Origin of the sequence: Deinococcus malanensis (assembly GCF_014647655.1) — a bacterium.
Classification (GTDB): Bacteria; Deinococcota; Deinococci; order Deinococcales; family Deinococcaceae; genus Deinococcus; species Deinococcus malanensis.
The window spans coordinates 451887-468307 of sequence record NZ_BMPP01000001.1 but is presented as its reverse complement, the minus strand read 5'-3'; the positions used below and the strand labels follow the sequence as shown (position 1 = coordinate 468307).

General features: G+C 66.2%; 17 protein-coding genes and 1 tRNA gene. 7 read left to right on the top strand and 11 right to left on the bottom strand.

The features are described from left to right. Window positions 1-29: 29 nt before the first annotated feature. The 3 genes from IEY49_RS02330 to metG all read right to left on the bottom strand — a co-directional run bounded on the left by IEY49_RS02330 (window position 30) and on the right by metG (window position 4387). Window positions 30-1457 (bottom strand): gluconeogenesis factor YvcK family protein, encoded by a 1428-nt coding sequence (locus tag IEY49_RS02330; protein ID WP_229780584.1) that lies wholly within the window; start codon window positions 1455-1457, stop codon window positions 30-32. Further along, window positions 1454-2296, bottom strand: coding sequence for an RNase adapter RapZ (rapZ, locus tag IEY49_RS02325; RefSeq protein WP_189004139.1), 843 nt, complete (start codon window positions 2294-2296; stop codon window positions 1454-1456). Before rapZ ends, IEY49_RS02330 begins: the two co-directional genes overlap by 4 nt. Before the next feature lie 84 nt (window positions 2297-2380). Further along, a complete protein-coding gene (gene metG, locus IEY49_RS02320) occupies window positions 2381-4387 on the bottom strand; it encodes a methionine--tRNA ligase (RefSeq protein ID WP_189004137.1) in 2007 nt (668 codons plus the stop codon). A gap of 267 nt (window positions 4388-4654) precedes the next feature. Between metG and IEY49_RS02315 the strand changes: the two genes are divergently transcribed. Then, entirely contained in the window at window positions 4655-5380 is a 726-nt protein-coding gene (locus IEY49_RS02315; RefSeq protein ID WP_189004135.1) for an alpha/beta hydrolase family protein, read from the top strand. Between the two features lie 9 nt (window positions 5381-5389). On the opposite strand, the gene IEY49_RS02310 is transcribed toward IEY49_RS02315, so the two are convergent. Next, window positions 5390-6034 (bottom strand): GNAT family N-acetyltransferase, encoded by a 645-nt coding sequence (locus IEY49_RS02310; RefSeq protein WP_229780583.1) that lies wholly within the window; start codon window positions 6032-6034, stop codon window positions 5390-5392. Between the two features lie 24 nt (window positions 6035-6058). Here IEY49_RS02310 and ruvA point away from each other — a divergent pair, with 24 nt between their 5' ends. Both ruvA and IEY49_RS02300 read left to right on the top strand, forming a co-directional pair. Then, on the top strand, window positions 6059-6658 hold the full coding sequence (gene ruvA / locus IEY49_RS02305; protein ID WP_189004133.1) for a Holliday junction branch migration protein RuvA: 600 nt from the start codon (window positions 6059-6061) through the stop codon (window positions 6656-6658). A 31-nt stretch (window positions 6659-6689) separates the two neighbouring features. Further along, window positions 6690-8027, top strand: coding sequence for a low temperature requirement protein A (locus IEY49_RS02300; protein ID WP_189004131.1), 1338 nt, complete (start codon window positions 6690-6692; stop codon window positions 8025-8027). Here IEY49_RS02300 and fni read toward each other — a convergent pair. Beyond that, complete coding sequence (gene fni / locus IEY49_RS02295; RefSeq protein WP_189004129.1) at window positions 7955-8977, bottom strand: type 2 isopentenyl-diphosphate Delta-isomerase; 1023 nt, start codon at window positions 8975-8977, stop codon at window positions 7955-7957. The genes IEY49_RS02300 and fni overlap by 73 nt on opposite strands. Window positions 8978-9390: 413 nt before the next feature. On the opposite strand from fni, the gene IEY49_RS02290 reads away from it, so the two are divergent. Together IEY49_RS02290 and IEY49_RS02285 are read left to right on the top strand one after the other, a co-directional pair. Further along, a tRNA-Met gene (locus tag IEY49_RS02290) sits at window positions 9391-9467 on the top strand. Between the two features lie 78 nt (window positions 9468-9545). Beyond that, window positions 9546-10040, top strand: a complete 495-nt coding sequence (locus IEY49_RS02285; RefSeq protein WP_189004127.1) for a DUF456 domain-containing protein — start codon at window positions 9546-9548, stop codon at window positions 10038-10040. Window positions 10041-10058: 18 nt separating this feature from the next. On the opposite strand, the gene IEY49_RS02280 is transcribed toward IEY49_RS02285, so the two are convergent. From IEY49_RS02280 to IEY49_RS02255, 6 genes are all read right to left on the bottom strand, one after another. Further along, on the bottom strand, window positions 10059-10757 hold the full coding sequence (locus IEY49_RS02280) for a hypothetical protein (RefSeq protein WP_189004125.1): 699 nt from the start codon (window positions 10755-10757) through the stop codon (window positions 10059-10061). Window positions 10758-10984: 227 nt separating this feature from the next. Next, complete coding sequence (locus tag IEY49_RS02275; protein WP_229780582.1) at window positions 10985-11203, bottom strand: DUF1232 domain-containing protein; 219 nt, start codon at window positions 11201-11203, stop codon at window positions 10985-10987. After that, window positions 11200-12189: a CPBP family intramembrane glutamic endopeptidase gene (locus IEY49_RS02270; RefSeq protein WP_189004121.1), complete on the bottom strand. Its 990-nt coding sequence runs from the start codon at window positions 12187-12189 to the stop codon at window positions 11200-11202. The genes IEY49_RS02275 and IEY49_RS02270 overlap by 4 nt, the downstream gene beginning before the upstream one ends. 54 nt (window positions 12190-12243) lie before the next feature. Further along, the gene (locus tag IEY49_RS02265) at window positions 12244-13263 is read right to left on the bottom strand and encodes a threonine aldolase family protein (RefSeq protein WP_189004120.1); all 1020 of its coding nucleotides are present in this window, start codon (window positions 13261-13263) and stop codon (window positions 12244-12246) included. A 77-nt stretch (window positions 13264-13340) separates the two neighbouring features. Beyond that, a complete protein-coding gene (locus IEY49_RS02260; protein WP_189004118.1) occupies window positions 13341-14096 on the bottom strand; it encodes a DUF1990 domain-containing protein in 756 nt (251 codons plus the stop codon). Further along, window positions 14093-14662: a DUF1990 family protein gene (locus IEY49_RS02255; protein WP_189004117.1), complete on the bottom strand. Its 570-nt coding sequence runs from the start codon at window positions 14660-14662 to the stop codon at window positions 14093-14095. The genes IEY49_RS02260 and IEY49_RS02255 overlap by 4 nt, the downstream gene beginning before the upstream one ends. A gap of 103 nt (window positions 14663-14765) precedes the next feature. Between IEY49_RS02255 and mnmC2 the strand changes: the two genes are divergently transcribed. Together mnmC2 and IEY49_RS02245 are read left to right on the top strand one after the other, a co-directional pair. Beyond that, on the top strand, window positions 14766-15434 hold the full coding sequence (gene mnmC2 / locus IEY49_RS02250) for a tRNA (5-methylaminomethyl-2-thiouridine)(34)-methyltransferase MnmC2 (RefSeq protein ID WP_189004115.1): 669 nt from the start codon (window positions 14766-14768) through the stop codon (window positions 15432-15434). Beyond that, the gene (locus IEY49_RS02245; RefSeq protein WP_229780581.1) at window positions 15431-16411 is read left to right on the top strand and encodes an NAD(P)/FAD-dependent oxidoreductase; all 981 of its coding nucleotides are present in this window, start codon (window positions 15431-15433) and stop codon (window positions 16409-16411) included. Before mnmC2 ends, IEY49_RS02245 begins: the two co-directional genes overlap by 4 nt. Window positions 16412-16421 lie beyond the last annotated feature (10 nt).

Here is a 16421-nt window from a genome sequence, read left to right as displayed (position 1 = left end):
CTACGCCAGCAGAGGACCTGCCGGACACATCACTTGATCGCTCGTTCCTTTACGACTTCGGATTGCCGCAAGGACATCAGGGCTGCCTTATGCCCCGCCAGGGGTGACGGCCGTAGCGTGTAGGTCAATAGGGCCTGGGCCAGCGCATGCGGGTCATGACGGGCCTGGTTGGGCTGCAGCAGGGGCAGGCTGCGCACCCGGTCGCGGAGGTCCTGGGCGGCTCCATTCAGGTTCAGCAGCCTCGCTCCCTGCTGGGCATAGCGGTCGAGCACATCCTGTGGCGGGGTGGCGCTGTTGACCAGAATATGGTCCGGGGTCCGGCCCAGGTGACGGACAATGGCGCTGACATGATCTTCCAGCGTATGGCCATCTGTCTCGCCAGGTTCAGTCATCAGGCTGGCCACGTAGACCAGCGGCGCCGGCGAGTTGCGGATGCCCACCGCGATCTCCTGCACCAGCAGGGCCGGAATGATGCTGGTGTACAGGCTACCTGGCCCCAGGACAATCAGTTCCGCCTCTTCCAGCGCACGCGGAATGGCGCCCATGACCGGCACGTCGGGCGGGTCGAGCCGCACCTGTTCGATCCGGGCCTCGCCCACAGCGGTCGCGAAATGACTTTCACCCCGGATGACCCGGCCATCGCTCAGCTGCGCAACCAGGGTCGCTGGATGCAGGGTCGCCGGATAGACGTGGCCACGAATCCTCAGGACCTCATGAATGTCCTGCATGGCGGCACCAAGCCCACCCTCCTCCTCGCTGAGGGTGGCAAGCATCAGGTTCCCGAAGGTATGCCCCTGGATGCCGTCTCCACGTGCGAAGCGGTGCAGCATCAGCCGGGCCATCACCGGGCTGTCGGACAGGGCGGCGTAGCAGTCGGTCAGATCGCCTGGAGCGATCATGTCCAGTGATTCACGCAGCCGGCCGCTGCTGCCGCCGTCATCGGAAATGGCCACGATGGCGGTGGTATTTCCGGTGATCTCCCGCAGGCCCTTGAGAAGATTCGACAGGCCGGTGCCGCCTCCCAGGGCCACCACCCGCGGCGCGCGGCCCAGGGTATGCCGGGCATAGATAACGTCCACGGCTGTACTGGGAGCCGTACCCGTTCCCCGCAACACGCTCCGGCTGAGCATGGCGATGCTCCAGAGGGCCCCCAGCAGCGACAGGGCCATGATGATCATGCCTCCCAGGTACAGCGGCATGAATTCCGGCCGCAGAAAGCGGTTGACCCACAGGATCCATTTGGTGGCTGTGAAATGCAGCGGCCCGGTCCAGGTGAAGTGCAGGAAGCCGACCGCACCAATCAGGGTGCAGACCACGAACAGCATCAGCCAGCGCTTGACGCCGATGCCAGGATGCATCCACATGCGGGCGCGCCGGGTCCTGTGATGGCCCGCAGCACCGTTCTCCGCAGGGAAAACCGCGCCAATCTGATCGCGCCGCAGTGGGGGGTCGCTCATTCCCTGGTCCCGGCGTTCATGTCCCGGTGGTCGGTAAGATCCACGTTCAGGTCGCGCAGGTCGGCAGCCAGCCGGCTGGCGACGGCCACGCTGCGGTGCTGCCCTCCAGTACACCCCACCGCGACGGTGTATCCGTGCCGGCCGGTATCGCGGGCCCGTTCGGCGCTGGTGCGCACAAAGTCCCGCAGGTTCATGTAAAAGTCCTCTCCCGCCTGGTCCTGAAACACGTACTGCGCCACCTCACGGTCCAGACCGGTGCGCGGACGCAGGGCCAGGTCGTAGTGTGGGTTGGGAAGCGACCGCACGTCCAGAACCAGATCGGCGTCCCTGGGCGGCGCATGCTTGAAGCCGAACGACAGCAGGCGAAGGTGAAAGTCATGCTCCAGCCGGAACAGCCGCAGCACCCGTTCTCCCAGGTCATTGGCGCTCAGGTCGGTGGTGTCGATCACGGTGTCGGCGATGGCCCTCAGCGGGGCGAGCAATTCGCGCTCGCGGGCAAAATCCACCATCAGGGTCTCCCCCAGCGGATGCTCGCGGCGGGTGAAGTTGTAGCGCTTGAGCAGCACCTCCGAATTGGCCTCCAGATACAGCGTATGAAGGTCCTCCTCACGGCGCGAGAGCCTCATATAGCTGTCGTCCAGCGCACCCAGAAAATCCCGCGTGCGGGCGTCGGTGCTGACCGCCACGCGCGTCAGACCCCGGGCCTTGCTCAGGTCGTACATGGGGCCCCACAACTCCGGGGGGAGGTTATCGGTGATAAAGAAGCCGGCGTCTTCAAGTGCCCGCAACGCGGTACTTTTTCCACTGCCGGAAAGCCCGGACACAACCACGAACGGCATGCCGGCAGTCTAGTACGCGGGGGCGCCGGGACAGTCATCCCGGCGCCCCCGACACCCTCCGTTCGTGATCCCGGGCTGAAGGCCTCAGCGGACCTTGGTGCCGCTGGGCAGGTCCAGACCTGTTCCGACCAGGTCCAGGTTGCCGTCCGCGTCCTCGGCGGCCAGGATCATGCCCTGGGACTCGATGCCGCGCAGCTTGGCGGGCTTCAGGTTGGCGACCAGCACGACCTTGCGGCCCACCAGATCGGCCGGTTCGTACCACTTGCGGATACCGCTGACCACGGTGCGGGTCTCGTCGCCCAGCCTGACGGTCAGTTTCAGGAGTTTATCGGCCTTCTCGACCGCTTCACAGGCCACGACCTCAGCGATACGCAGGTCGATCCGCGCAAAGTCATCGATGCTGATCAGGGCCTCGGTGGATGCAGGGGTGGCAGTGGGGGTGGGCTGGGTGTTGATTTTGGGTTGAGCTACAGCCTGGGTCATGTCTTTTTTCTCGTTTCGGGGAGCAGGTGCTGCCTTGGCCGGTACCGTGGCGGCGGGTGCAGGTTTCGGTTCGGGTTTGGGAAACAGGATCGGGCCGCCCTGCACCCGTGTACCTGCCGGGGTCAGGCCCCAGGCTCCGGTCAGGGCGTAAGTCTGGCCACCCAGCCCAAGCTGGGCGCGCAGCTCGCGGGCCTTGCCGGGGATCACGGCCTCCAGGCACACACTGGCCACGCGCAGGCCCTCGGCAGCGGTGTACAGCACGGTGTCGAGTCTTCCCTGGGTGTCCTCGCTCTTGGCCAGGTTCCAGGGTGCGCTTTCCGCGATGTAGCGGTTGAGGTCGCGCACGAAGTTCATGGCCGCCTCGATGGCCATGTTCACCTTCAGGTCGCCCACAAGGCGCAGGACCTCGCCGGGCAGAGCAATGGCCGCGGCCTCGATCACCCGCTCACGGTCGGCCGGTTGTCCGGGGGCCGGTACGACTCCTTCACGGTACTTCTGGATCATGCTGACCGTGCGCGAAAGCAGGTTACCCAGGTCGTTGGCCAGGTCGCTGTTCAGGCGCGAGACCAGAATGCCCTCACCAAACGGGCTGTCTGCGCTGAGGGTCGCCTCGCGCAGCATCGCGTAGCGGATGGCGTCTACCGGGTAGTCCGCGACCAGTTTTTCGGGGTCGATGGCGTTGCCCAGCGACTTGCCCATCTTGCGGCCGTCCTCGGCCAGGATGTGGCTGTGCACCACCAGCTTGCGGTACACCGGCAGGCCGGCGGCCTTGAGCATGGTGGGCCAAAACACCGCGTGCGGCTTGAGGATGTCCTTCCCGATCACGTGCCACGCCAGCCCGCTGACAGTCTCGTTCACTCCCCGGGTGACCAGCGGCGTGAGGTAGCTGAGCAGCGCATCAAACCACACGTAGGTCACGTGGTCGGCGTCCCAGGGCAGCTCGACCCCCCAGGGCACGCGGTTTTTCGGGCGGCTGATGCTGAGGTCCCCGATGGGCTCCCTGAGCATTTCCAGGACCTCGTTGCGGTAGCCGGAGGGCTGAATCAGGTCCGGGTTCTCGCGCAGGTAGCCCAGCAGCCACTCCTGGTACTTTTCCATGCGGAAGAAGTAGTTGGCCTCGCGCCGCAGTTCGGGCGGGTCCTTGTCTCCGGGAAAGCGGCGCACGCCGTCGGGGCCCTCGACAAGCTCCTTCTCGGTAACGTAACGCTCGGCGCCCACCGAGTACAGACCCTCGTACTCGGCGAAATAGATGTCCCCACTGTCATAGACACGCTGCAGGACGTCCTGCACGAAGCGCTTGTGGCGGCCTTCGGTGGTGCGGATGAACTCGCTGTAACTGATGCCCAGGCGGTCCCACAGGCCTTTGAAGGCGCGCACGCTCAGGTCGTCTACCAGAGCCTGAGGAGTCAGACCCTCTTTCGCGGCGGCCTTGCTGATCTTCTCGCCGTGTTCGTCGGTGCCCATGACGAAGGTGACGTTCTTTCCGGCCAGACGCTGGTAGCGCACGATGGCGTCGGCCAGAATCTTCTCGTACACGTGGCCGATGTGCGGGGCACCGTTGGCGTAGTCAATCGCCGTGGTCAGGAAGAATTCGTTGTTCGCGGTCATGCTGATCTCTCCTCCGGGGCCGGCGCTTACCCTGATGAGAGGCAGGCCGGACAACCTCCCAAGCATACGGAAAAAGCCTGCCATTCAGAAAAGATGGGGCGATTCCACAGTGGAATCGCCCCAGACAGCTCCTGCATGGTTCAGGAGCAGCGGGGCATGCACATCATCTGAATGTCACGAAAAATCATGCCTCTACCCTACCCTGGCGCGCACGGCCAGAAGATCATAGCAATGGCCTAGCGGGCGGCGGCTGGTTCACAATGGGCTGTGACCATCCCCGGCCTGGATCTGCCTGCCCTTCCCGGCGCTGAGCGCGTCACGGTTCCCCTGCCGGACGGCGTCCTGGGCGGTTACGGCTGGGCGCAGCCCCAGCTGGCGCCCGCCGTACTGCTGCTTCATGGCTGGGGCCAGGATGCCAGCGCCATGGCCGGACCTGCGCGCCTGTTTGCCCAGGCCGGATGGCATGCGGTCAGTCTGTCCAGCCGCGGATGGCGAGGGTCCAGCGGCTGTGACGACTACGGACGCAGCGGCGCCCTCCAGACCCGGCTGGCCCTGAACTGGCTTTCCAAGCAAATGGCCGTGCAGGGTCCGGTTGTGATGCTCGGCTTCAGCATGGGGGGCCTGATCGCCCTGTTGACCGCAACGACCCAGGACACCCCTGCCACGCACGTGGTTGCAGTCAGCGCCCCGACTGACCTGCGCCGTGTCTATGAGACTGCTTCCCTGAACATCCTCAGGCGTTATTACGACGCCGTCCTGACACCTGAGCAATGGCAGGACGGCTCGCCGCTGACGCACGCGCACACCCTGAAAGTTCCCGCGCTGCTGGTGGTCGGCACCGAGGACCAGGTCTGTCCCCGGGAAGAAGGGCGCAGTTTCGCGGCGGCATCCGGGGCCCGCCTGCTGGAAATCGGCGGTATGGCCCACGAGCCCCGGGAGCCGGACTGGTCCGCCATCGTGCAGGAGACACTGGCCTGGGCCCGTCTGTCCTGACCAGCGGTTTTACAGCTTCCAGCCCATCACGGCCCCGCCATCGGGCATGGCCTGCAGTTCCTGAAAGCCGATATGACGGTAGAACGCCCGGGCGTTGGTGTTGCGTCCGCCCACGCCCAGATGAACCCCAGGAGACCCGGCCTCGCGCAGCGCCTCGAACAGGGTGAACAGCAGCTGCCGTCCATGGCCCCCACCCTGGGTGCGGGGCAACAGGTCAATGTGCAGGTGTGAAGGGTAGGCCGACGTGATCTCGGGATCGGCCGGGCGCGGGTGATGAATCTGGTGCATGACGGCCTCGTCCCGGCTGCGCTCGGGGGCAGACACGGTCGGGTCGGGGTAGCGTAGACGCAACGCGGACCACCACTCGCGCTCCAGGGTTTCATTGAACGCGGCCGTGTCCAGCGCGCCGATCACATAGCCGCTGGCGCCCAGGTCATCCTCCAGCACAAAGGCGAACTGCGGCTGGTGGGCCAGATACGGCCCGGCGTAGACGTGCCCGATCAGTTCCGGGTCCTGGTACAGGTGGGTCCCGTCCTGGCCGCTGTCCGCTGTTTTGAGGCAGATGTCGTACAGGGCGTCACGGTCCGTGGGGCGCGAAGCGCGGATGAGAGGCACGTACACCATTTCAAAGTGGTGGGGTGCGGGTGTCAACAACAGGCCCCCTCTAGAATGGCGGGCGTGATTGCTTACCTGTCCGGCGTCGTGCGTGAAGTAAGGGACAGCAGCGCCGTGATCGTTGCCGGCGGTGTCGGCTACGAGGTGCAGTGTCCTGCTGGAACTCTGGGCAAGCTGGTGGTCGGACAGACGGCCGAGCTGAGTACCCGCTTCGTGGTGCGTGAAGATGCCCAGCTGCTGTTCGGCTTTTCTGACGCCGACAGCCTCAAGCTGTTTGATCTGGTCACCGGGGTAAGTGGGGTGGGCCCCAAGCTGGGCCTGAGCCTGCTGTCGGCCATGCCGGTCTCGGCCCTGGCCCAGGGCCTGATGGCCGGTGACGCCAAGCTGCTGTCGAGTGTGTCCGGCGTTGGAAAAAAGACTGCCGAGCGGCTGGTCCTGGAGTTGCAGAACAAGGTTCCCGAACATCTGGCCGCGGCGGGCGTTCCAGCCGGCGCCCGGGCGACGCCGGTGTCGAGTACCGCTGGGCGCGACGCCATCGAGGCGCTGCTGGCTCTGGGTTTCCGGGAGGCCCAGGTCCGCGGCGTCGTGGCGGAACTGCTGGGCGCTGACCCTACCCAGAGCGCCGACGCGCTGATCCGCAAGGGTCTGGGGCGCCTGCGCTGATGCGCCCGGCGACTGCCAGGAGGCACCGGTCATGACGCACGGTGAGCCCGATACCATCGATATTCAGGAGCACGAAGCGTCGAGCCGGGCTGGCGCCCCTGCCCACAGCGACCAGAAGGTTACGTGGCTAGAGCTGTTTTTCGACCTGATTTTTGTCGTGGCGTTTGACCAGCTGGCCAAACGTCTGGGTGACTCGCCCCACCTGGAAAATCTCGGTGAGTTCGGGCTGATGTTCACGGCGGTCTGGTGGGCCTGGGCGGGTAACACCATGCTCGCGGCGCGCTACGGCAATGAGACGCGCGCCTATCGCTGGGGGACGGTGGCGCAGCTGGTGTCCATGGGTATGCTGGCGCTAACCCTGCGGGGCGATCTGAAAGACACCGGGCTGGCGTTTGCCCTGGCCTACGGTGCCAACCGCGTCCTGCAGGTGGTGATTCACTTTGCCCTGGCCCGTGAGGTCCCTGGTGGGGCTCCTTTTGCCCAGCAGACCAGCGCTCCTCTGGCACTGGCCGCCGGAGTGTGGCTGGTCTCCGCCTGGCTCCCCGGCGGGTCAACGCTGCAAATCCTCCTGTGGTGTGCCGCGCTGCTGGCTGACCTGATCATTCCGGCCGTGGTTCAGGCTCGGGTAGGCAACGGGCACTCCAGCCTCCCCCATGAAGGGCACCTGCCCGAGCGGGTGGGCCTGCTCCAGATCATTGCGCTGGGGGCCATCGTCACGGAGGTCGTCAATGGCAGCCGGCAGCAGGCCCTGAGTCTGGTCACCCTGGCCCCCGCGCTGAGTGCCATCCTGCTGACGGTGGCCCTCTGGCGCCTTTATTTCGATCAGGCGCGCACCCTTCCGCTGCTGGGCGCCCACCTGGAAGGACAGGTCCAGCGCATGCAGGCGTGGCTCTATGGGCACCTGCCCTTCACCCTGAGTGTGGTCATGCTGGGCGTAGGCCTCGGCCATGGCCTCAGTGCTGTGGATGCCAAGAAGGACGCGCTGAATCAGCAGTTTGTAGCCTGGCCACTGGCCGCAACTCTGCTCACGCTGTCCTTCCTGCGCTGGAATTCGCGGCGCGTCGCGCGTCGCCATGGCCTGGACCGCAGCCTGATCGCCCTGTGGGTCGGGGCTCTGGGATCCGCGGCACTTGGATTTGTTGATCTCGATACTGTGCGCCTGCATGGACTGGTAGCCGCCATAACCGTGGTGGTCAGTGTGATTGTCGCCACTGACCCGGTCACCCGCCGTCTTGGAGAACTTGAAGAAGAAGTTACCGAGCAGCTGGACGAAGGAGAAGCCCCCGAGACCATCGCTCAGGAACTGGACGCCCAGAGCGACGAGACATCTGCGAACCCACCCACGAACAGCAACACGCGCAGTTCCTGAAGGAAGCCGGTCAGCCAGGCTTCTACAGCTTCTGCGCTGTCCATCGCCGGCTCAAGCAGCGGCCGGGCCACCGCGACCACCTGTGCGCCCAGCAGCAGCGCCCGAGCCGCGTCCAGTCCGGTGCGGATTCCGCCTGACGCGATCAGGGGAACGGCTGGCGCCTGCTGCCGGGCGTCGCGCAGGGCCTGGGCCGTGGGCACGCCGATTTCGCACAGGTCCGGGCGCCGTACGACCCCGTGGTAAACCAGTTCCTCGACCCGGGCCCAGCTGGTCCCGCCTGCGCCCGCCACATCCAGGGCACCAAAGCCCATCCCAGCGGCCGCCTGCACGGTGCGGGCATCCAAACCATGCCCGACTTCCTTGAGAATCACCGGAAACGGCAGCGACGGCACCAGGTCAGCCAGCTGCGCCCCCAGGCCCGCCCAGCGGGTATCTCCGCCCACCTGCAGGGCTTCCTGGAGCGGATTGATATGAATGGCCAGGGCATCGGCGCCGACCTGCGCCACAGCCTGCTGCGCCTGCTCGGCGCCGTAGCCCAGGAGAAACTGCGCCCCGCCCAGGTTCCCGACCAGCAGCACGTCCGGCGCGACGTCACGGACCTGGAAGGTGGGGGCCACCTCCGGGCGCTCCAGCATCACACGCTGGGACCCCAGCATCAGGCCAATTCCCAGGCGCTGTGCGGCAATGGCGAGGTTGCGGTTGATCTGCCCGGCGCGCTCAGCCCCGCCGGTCATGGCCCCGATCAGGAGGGGGGCCTGCAGGTGGTGGCCCAGGAAGGTGACCCCCAGATCCACGTCTGCCAGATTCAGCTCCGGCAGGGCCCGGTAAGGCCAGGGCACCGTCTCCAGGCCGGTGGTGACTCCCTGATACTGGCTTTCAGGGAGCAGGCAGGCCTCGATATGCCGCAACTTGCGGACACTCAGGCCAGGGCCGGACGATAGGTGCGTCACTGTGCCAGCCTAACGTGTCAGCACGCCAGGGTCCGGCCACACAGCCACCTCCCTTGCCCGCACCCCCCTTAAAGCGCCACGCCGTCCAGTTTCATCGGAGAAAGGACGGAGCTGCAGACCCAGTTCGCAGGGAACCCCACCCCTTAAGTCACCGCCTGGTGTCCAGAGTACATATCCAAAGCACAGGGCAGCCTGGAAGCCGGCGGCATTAGCGGCCGACCGAGCAACACGGCAGGCCTCTCCTACTCCCCGAAATTCACTGCTTCGGTCATGGGCTGAGGAGGCCATCATGAACAGGACCACCCCAGTCCAGTGTTGACAGAATGGAGACTCCGGGGTACTATTTCTGAGCGCTGGAAACGGCACCCCGCAAGGAAGTGGCCGACACAACGCAAGAATCAGGACCAGAGGAACGCAGGGTAGAGCAGTCTGGTAGCTCGTCGGGCTCATAACCCGGAGGTCGCAGGTTCAAATCCTGTCCCTGCAACCAAATGATCCCCACCGCCAGCCGGTGGGGTTTTCTTATACGTGCAGGAACTGCAGCAACCGCGCCGCCATACTGAAGGGCATGAGTCTGCCATTCCTGATTTTTTTGGCCGCGTGGGTCATTGGCCTGATCGGCACTTTCGTGCCGGTGCTGCCCTCCACACTGGTCATCTTTGCGGGCGCCGCCGTGGCGGCTCTGCTGGACGGCTTCCAGGCCGGGCGCGACCTGCCGTTCCTGCTGGTGTTTCTGGTTATCGCTGTGGCGGCCATGCTGGTCGACAATCTGGCCTCGGCCTGGGGGGCGCGCCGCTACGGCGGCAGCCGCCAGGCGGCCTGGGGGGCACTCATCGGAGGCATTGCCGGTATTTTCCTGGGGCCGATTGGCCTGATCGTGGGGCCTTTGCTGGGCGCCCTGCTGGCCGAGCTGCTGGTTGCCCGCCGCCCCATGCCCGAGGCCATGCGGTCGACCTGGGGAACCATGGTTGGGCTGCTGACCGGGCTGGGCGCAAAGCTGGCGCTGCACCTGCTGCTTGGCGCCTATGGCCTGTGGCATCTCTGGCGCCACGCCGGAGCATAGAAGCGGCCAGGGCCAGGGTCAACTCCAGCGGCGGCTCAGCAGTGGCGCGATGGCAATCAACTGCACTGCCAGAGCTGGCAGGACAGGGAGCAGGGTTCCGGCCAGGGCGCGCGGAAAGGACCCTGTCAGAACGCGCAGGGCCTGATAAACGAGAACAAACTGGACGGCCAGGCCTACCACTGTGACGGTCAGGAGGGCCAGCGCCGCCGGTGTGCGTGCAGCGGCGCGCAGAGCCGCGTTCTCCACACTGGTGCCGTTACCTCCAGCTGGAAGCGCTGCGGGCTCGAATGCAACTCCCGGCGTCAGGAGCGTCCATACGATGACCAGCAGATACAGCGGGACGAACACCGCGAAGGACGCTCCGTACACCTCGCCGCTGCGGCTCTCCCGCCCGCCTCCCAGGCGTCCGAGGGCCCACATCAGTGCAAAGGTCAGCGCCGTCAGGAACATCCCACCCACCACGTTGGTGACATGGGTCAGAACACCGGGCGGGGCCGTGCGCGCCGCCTCGGCTGCCAGATTGGCTGCAGGCCGCACCAGCAGGGCATACGACACCCCAGACAGCACTCCCGACAGCGCCACCACCCCCAGATAGCGCCAGCCCACCGGCTCCGTGGGAGCCAACCGGGCAGCAAATTCGCCCGGTGCGGTCAGCAGTTCAGCCGGCAGCGGGGCGGTGGGCTCTTGGGGCGGAGCGGAAGCGGACTTGCGGGCCATACGAACCCACTCTAACGGCCATATCAGGGCGACAGCTATGCCGTAAAAGTGGAACTCAGTTGCCGTGCTGGAGCGTCCACCAGTGCCACCCCAGCGTCGCCAGCAGGTCGTAAATCAGCATGGTTAGTCCCAGGCCCCAGGCACTTGGGCGCCAGCTTTTGCGGGTGGCAGGCGGCCCGTGCCCGGGCATCGGCCAGGACCTGTGACGGGATCAGGCGCAGGACCAGCTACAGCCCGGCGGGAACCAGCAGCAGGTCATCAAGCAGACCCAGTAACGGAATAAAATCTGGAATCAAATCAATTGGGCTCAGGGCGTACGCCAGCACCAGCAGGGCCAGAGCGCGGGCAGGCCAGGGAGTCTGCGGGTCACGTGCGGCGTGACTGACCGCCAGCAATTCGGCCCTGAGCCGGCGCGCCGCGGCCTGCAGGCGGCGCCAGCCTGTCACGGCTGCGCGCCACGCAGCGTGCTGGAGATCATCAGGCGCACGGCGGGCAGCGTCATGACTGCGGCCATCAGCCCAAACAGCACCACGCCGACGTAGGCCGCACTCAGCCATGGACCACGGCGCGCTGCCTCTATCTGTGGGTCCAGGCGCGGCGTCAGCCACAGATGCATAACCAGCAGCACCACCCCACCAAATAGCAGCGACCCGGCTGCCAGCGGTACACGCAGCGCGGGGTTTTCCAGCAGTTCCGAGGCCTGAGCAGGGTCCGCGAGGGCCCCGCCCAGCCGCTCACGGGTCAGCAGGGCTCCGAGACCTACCGCCAGGGTGTTGTTCAGCACATGAATGATGACGGCGTTCCACAGGCTGCCGCTGTGCTGCACCACCCGTGCCAGGGCGTACGCCAGGGGCAGGATGCCCGCGATACTGGCAGGCACGCCATGTGCGACCGAAAACGCGAAGGACGAGGTGACGGCCGCAATGGTGAACCCGGCGACACGCTCGTGTCCCCGCAGCATCAGGCCACGAAATGCGACTTCCTCCAGGAACGGCACCAGTAACCCAGCCGCCAGCAGCAGCAGCCACAGGTCCGCACCCTTGCTCAGAAATTGCGGAACGCTCTCGGCACTTTCTGGAAACAGCGTCACGAAAAACAGAATCGCCGCGCGCGACGCAAGAAACGCCAGCACGAAGGTACCCAGGGCCAGCCCCCAGGCAGGCGGCGTGCGCCAGCGCGAGTCCTGCACCAGTGCGCGCAGGGCCGGCCGGAACAGCAGCAGTCCCACCAGCACGTTGACGGCGGCCGACGCGAGCAGCGATAGGCCCAGCGGCGCGCCACGCGCGATCAGTACCCCCGAGACCAGATTCTGCACCACCAGCAGGGTCAGAGCCGCGCGGTTACCGTCGACGGCGCGTACGCCACGCACGGGCTCAGGAGCGGCCTCTGGCCAGCTGGTGGTGGGTGGCGTCGGTGCGTCCGGGACGGTCATGCGCGCAGCCTACCGCGCCCCGCTGGAGTGCCGCTTGCTCCCTTGCTTCAGAGATCAGGCGGTCAGGACCCGGATAGCTGTCTCCAGACCGTCGTCAGTCACCTGATGGTGCAGCACGAAACGCACACTGTTAGGGCCCAGGGCGCTGGCTAGCACCCCCTTGGCTGCCCAGGCATCCACGCAGGCCTGGGCCTGTGGCATGCGGGCATAGATGATGTTGGTCTGGACCGCCTGCAGGTCCACATTCAAGCCGGCGTCCACCAGTGCCTGCGCCAGTTGCTGGGTGCGCCGGTGGTCCTGGGCCAGCCGGGTGGGCCCGTCACGCACCGCCACCAGGGCGGCGGCCGCCAGCACACCCGCCTGACGCATCCCGCCGCCCATCATCTTGCGGTAGCGGTGAGCCTGCTTCATGTGCGCCGCACTGCCCAGCAGGACGCTGCCCACCGGGGCGCCGAGCCCCTTGCTGAGGCAGATGCTGACCGTATCGAAGTGCCGGGTGATCTCCCGCAGGGGCACGTCGAGTGCGGCAGCGGCGTTGAAGACCCGGGCGCCGTCCAGGTGCAGCGGCAGTCCTTCCTCCTGCGCCACTCCACGAATGGCCGCCAGCACGTCAAGCGGGATAATGGTGCCGCCCGCCTTGTTGTGGGTGTTTTCCAGGCTGATCATTCCGGTGGGCGACTGGTGAATGCTGCGCCGGATGGCCAGGCGCACGTCCTCCGGGTCCGGGACTCCCAGCGGAGCCGGCACGAAACGCGGCACCACTCCGCTGAATGCGGCCATCATGCCCAGTTCCCACTCGTAAATATGGCTGCCCTCGGCGCACACGACTTCCTCGCCGCGCCGGGTGTGCAGCGCAATGGCCACCTGATTGGTCATGGTGCCCGACGGCATGAACAGTCCGGCCTCGAATCCAGTAATACGCGCCAGTTCGGCCTGAAGGGCATTGACGGTCGGGTCCTCGCCATAGACATCGTCTCCGACGGCCGCCTGGGCCATGGCCTGACGCATCTCGGGAGTCGGAGTGGTCACGGTATCGGAACGGAAGTCGGCCAGAACAGAAACGGACGAAGTCATGCGCGTCAGGGTAAGCCTTTTGCCCTGCCGGGTTGGTGGCGCAGATTAGACCGTCCGTCAGTGAGGGCCGCCTGCTGCTAGGTCTCTTTAGCAGCCCCCTTCGGCGAACCCTCGACGCTCTCCACGACCTGATCGGGCACGTCTGACTTGCTGACAGCCTGGACCGGGGGCGAAGGTTCCAGCGGTGTACTCGCACCGGTCAGCAGCATGTCGCTGACCTGCTTGCGCACCCGCCGCATGGACTGAAAGGAGAAGCGGCGCTGCAGGAACCGCCCGAACAGACGGAACCCCACCCGGTAGAACAGGTTGCTGATGTGGCCGGTCTGAGAGACGGCGTGGATACGAAACATCACCCGGCCCGTGCCCAGGTGCTTGTGAACCGTAAATTCGATCTGTCCGCGCTCGAAGTGCCCTTCCAGGGTGTGGTAGTTGTAGCCCCAGACGGCCTCGCGGCTGCCGTCGGGCAGGGCGCGAGTCTCGTTGACCACCCTGCCGATCCGCACCCCGAACCAGAAGGTAAAGATCAGGAAGCGGCCACGCAGCACCATGACCCGCTGTTCGAGCGGAGTTTCCGGCACGAAGACCCCGGTGATCAGGTCCGGCGGCGGAAAACTGTAGTTGCGCAGAACCTGCTGGGCGGCACGGAACGAGCCGTTCGGCAACGGATCGCCAGGAGGCTCGGCGGGCAGTTCCTGCTCATAGTCGTCAACGCGCCAGCCGCTTTCGGCAGTGTATTCGTGCAGGCGGGTGTCATCAAAATTGGGCCTGGCCTGAGCATAGGCCTCCAGCCGGGCCCGCTGCTGCTCGTGCAGAGGAGGACGGGTGCGTGTCATGGGGTGCCTCCGGTCCCGTCTTCAGCCTCAAAGTCGGTCTCGCTGACGGTCCGCACCTGCACCTCACCGATTTTCTGGCCGCCACTGCGCTGCGCCACACGCTCGCAGAACGTGGTCCAGACCGTTTGCTGCACACGTTTCCCCAGGGCGTCGTAGCTGAGGGCCACCAGACCGTCCCGCGACCTCGCCAGTGAGCAGATTTCAAAGTGGAAGGCGTCCTCGAAGTGTTCGTGCGGCGTGATGGCAAAGCGGATTTTTCCAGCCTCGGGGTGGTCCTCGAGCGTGACCAGTTCAAACGAGGTGTCGCTGACCGCTACCACGCGGACCTCACCGTTCCAGGGTCCCAGAATGCGGATGTGATACTCGTCGCCGCGCCGCAGGGCATCTTCAAGTCCGACCGTCTTTTCGAAACCGGCCAGCAGTTCGGGAGCGTACTCTGGCAGGTTCCGCTGGATGTCGAGCATCAGGTCCTCGGCCGACATTGCCGGCTTCTGAACCTCTACCCAGTAGCGGCGCTCTAGCAGGGCCCCGCGGCCGTCGTCCTCACGCTGGACCGGTTTGCGCATATCCGCAGTGTGGCGCACGCTCCCTCACGCCGGGCGCGCTGTGGGTTGAGCAGTTCCTCATGCCGTGGCCCGCGCGCCGCGCAGCGGTATCCTCCCCTTTCAGATGCCCGAGCCTGATTCGTCCATCCTGGAGACCCCTGACGGTTCACGCACCGCCTACAATGCCCGTTTTGGCGAGGCGTACGGTTCGCGCCACGGCGCGGCGGCTCAGGCCCGCCACGTGTTCGTGGAAGGCAGCGGTACCTACCGGCATCCGGCGCCCCGGGTCCTGGAGGTGGGGTTTGGGGTCGGAGTTAACTTCCGGGCGACGCTGGCGCAGACGGCCGGGCGGGAAGCGGCGCTGGACTATCTGGCCTATGAATTTGATCCAGCCCCGGTCGACATCCTGCAATCCGTAGCCGCTGGCCAGGAGGGAACAGACCACCCCGCCTGGCAGGGCCTTATAGACCTCTGGCCTCAGCCTCCAGTGGAGGTGAATGCCGGGGGCGCACGCGTTCAGGTGGTGATAGGAAACGTCCTGACAGCGAGCCTGCCGGAAGACTGGGCCACCGCGCTGTACCTGGACGGCTTTTCCCCCACCCGCAACCCGGAGGTCTGGACGCCGGAGTTTGCCGCCCGGCTATCGCGCACCCTGGCCCCTGGCGGGGTTCTGGCCACCTACAGCGCGGCCGGGCATGTGCGGCGTGCACTTCAGGCGGCAGGACTGGAGGTCGAGCGGCGCCCGGGCGCTCCGGGCAAGCGGGAATGCCTGCGCGCTGTCCGGACCGCATGACCGCACATGTGGGGATCATTGGCGGCGGCATTGCGGGAGCCTCAGTTGCATACGCCCTGGCCCGTGCAGATCTGCGCGTCACGGTCGTCGATGCCGGGATGCACACGGCCAGTCATGTGCCCTCCGCCCTGATCAATCCGGTGCGGGGGCAGTCAGGCGGGGTGGACACCCGTGCACCAGAAGGAATGGCGCTGACCTGGGCACTTGTGCGTGACGTGGTAGCCCAGGGATATGACGTTCCGCATGCCCAGTCAGGCGTGGTCCGCCCGCTGCCGGACGACCGCACCCGCGCCCGCTTCGAGCGCCACCTGCCAGGGCAGCTGCCCCACGAATGGCTTGCCCACGGTCAGCGCCCTGAGGCCCTCACAGACGGATGGGCACACGCGCTGCAGTTGCCGGGGGGCGGCTGGCTGGACGGGCAGGCCCTGTGCCAGGCACTTCTGGCCGCCTCCGGTGCTGAGGTGGTCCGTGACCGCGCGACGGCGTGGGAGGCGCGGGCCATCTCGCTGCAGGACGGCGGCACGCTGAAAGCAGATGCCGTGGTGTGGTGCGGGGGCTCGGTGGGCTCGACCTGGGCCGGTGAGGACGCCCCCCACCGCATGGGGACGCTGCTGACTCTGAACCGGCCAGCGTCTGAAGTGCCGCTGAGCTTCGGCGCTTACCTTGCCCCGGCTGCACGAGGAGGCGTGCTGGGCGCGACCTTCGAGGCCCCCACACACCGGTGGAGCCTTCCCTGTCTGCCGCTGCTTTCTCTGAGCTGGCTGCTGGGCAAGGGAACGGCGCTGAGCAACCTGGAACATCTCATGGTGACCGGGCAGTGGACCGGTTCACGGCTCTCTGGATTGCAGGCAGGGACAGATGCAAGCGGAGTATGGAGGCTCTCCGGACTGGGGAGCAAAGGGTTTTTGCTTGGGCCACTGCTGGCCTTCGAACTGGCGGGCAGGGTGCAGGCTGCCCTGCAGTCACGCGGCGGGTAACGTTCCTGTA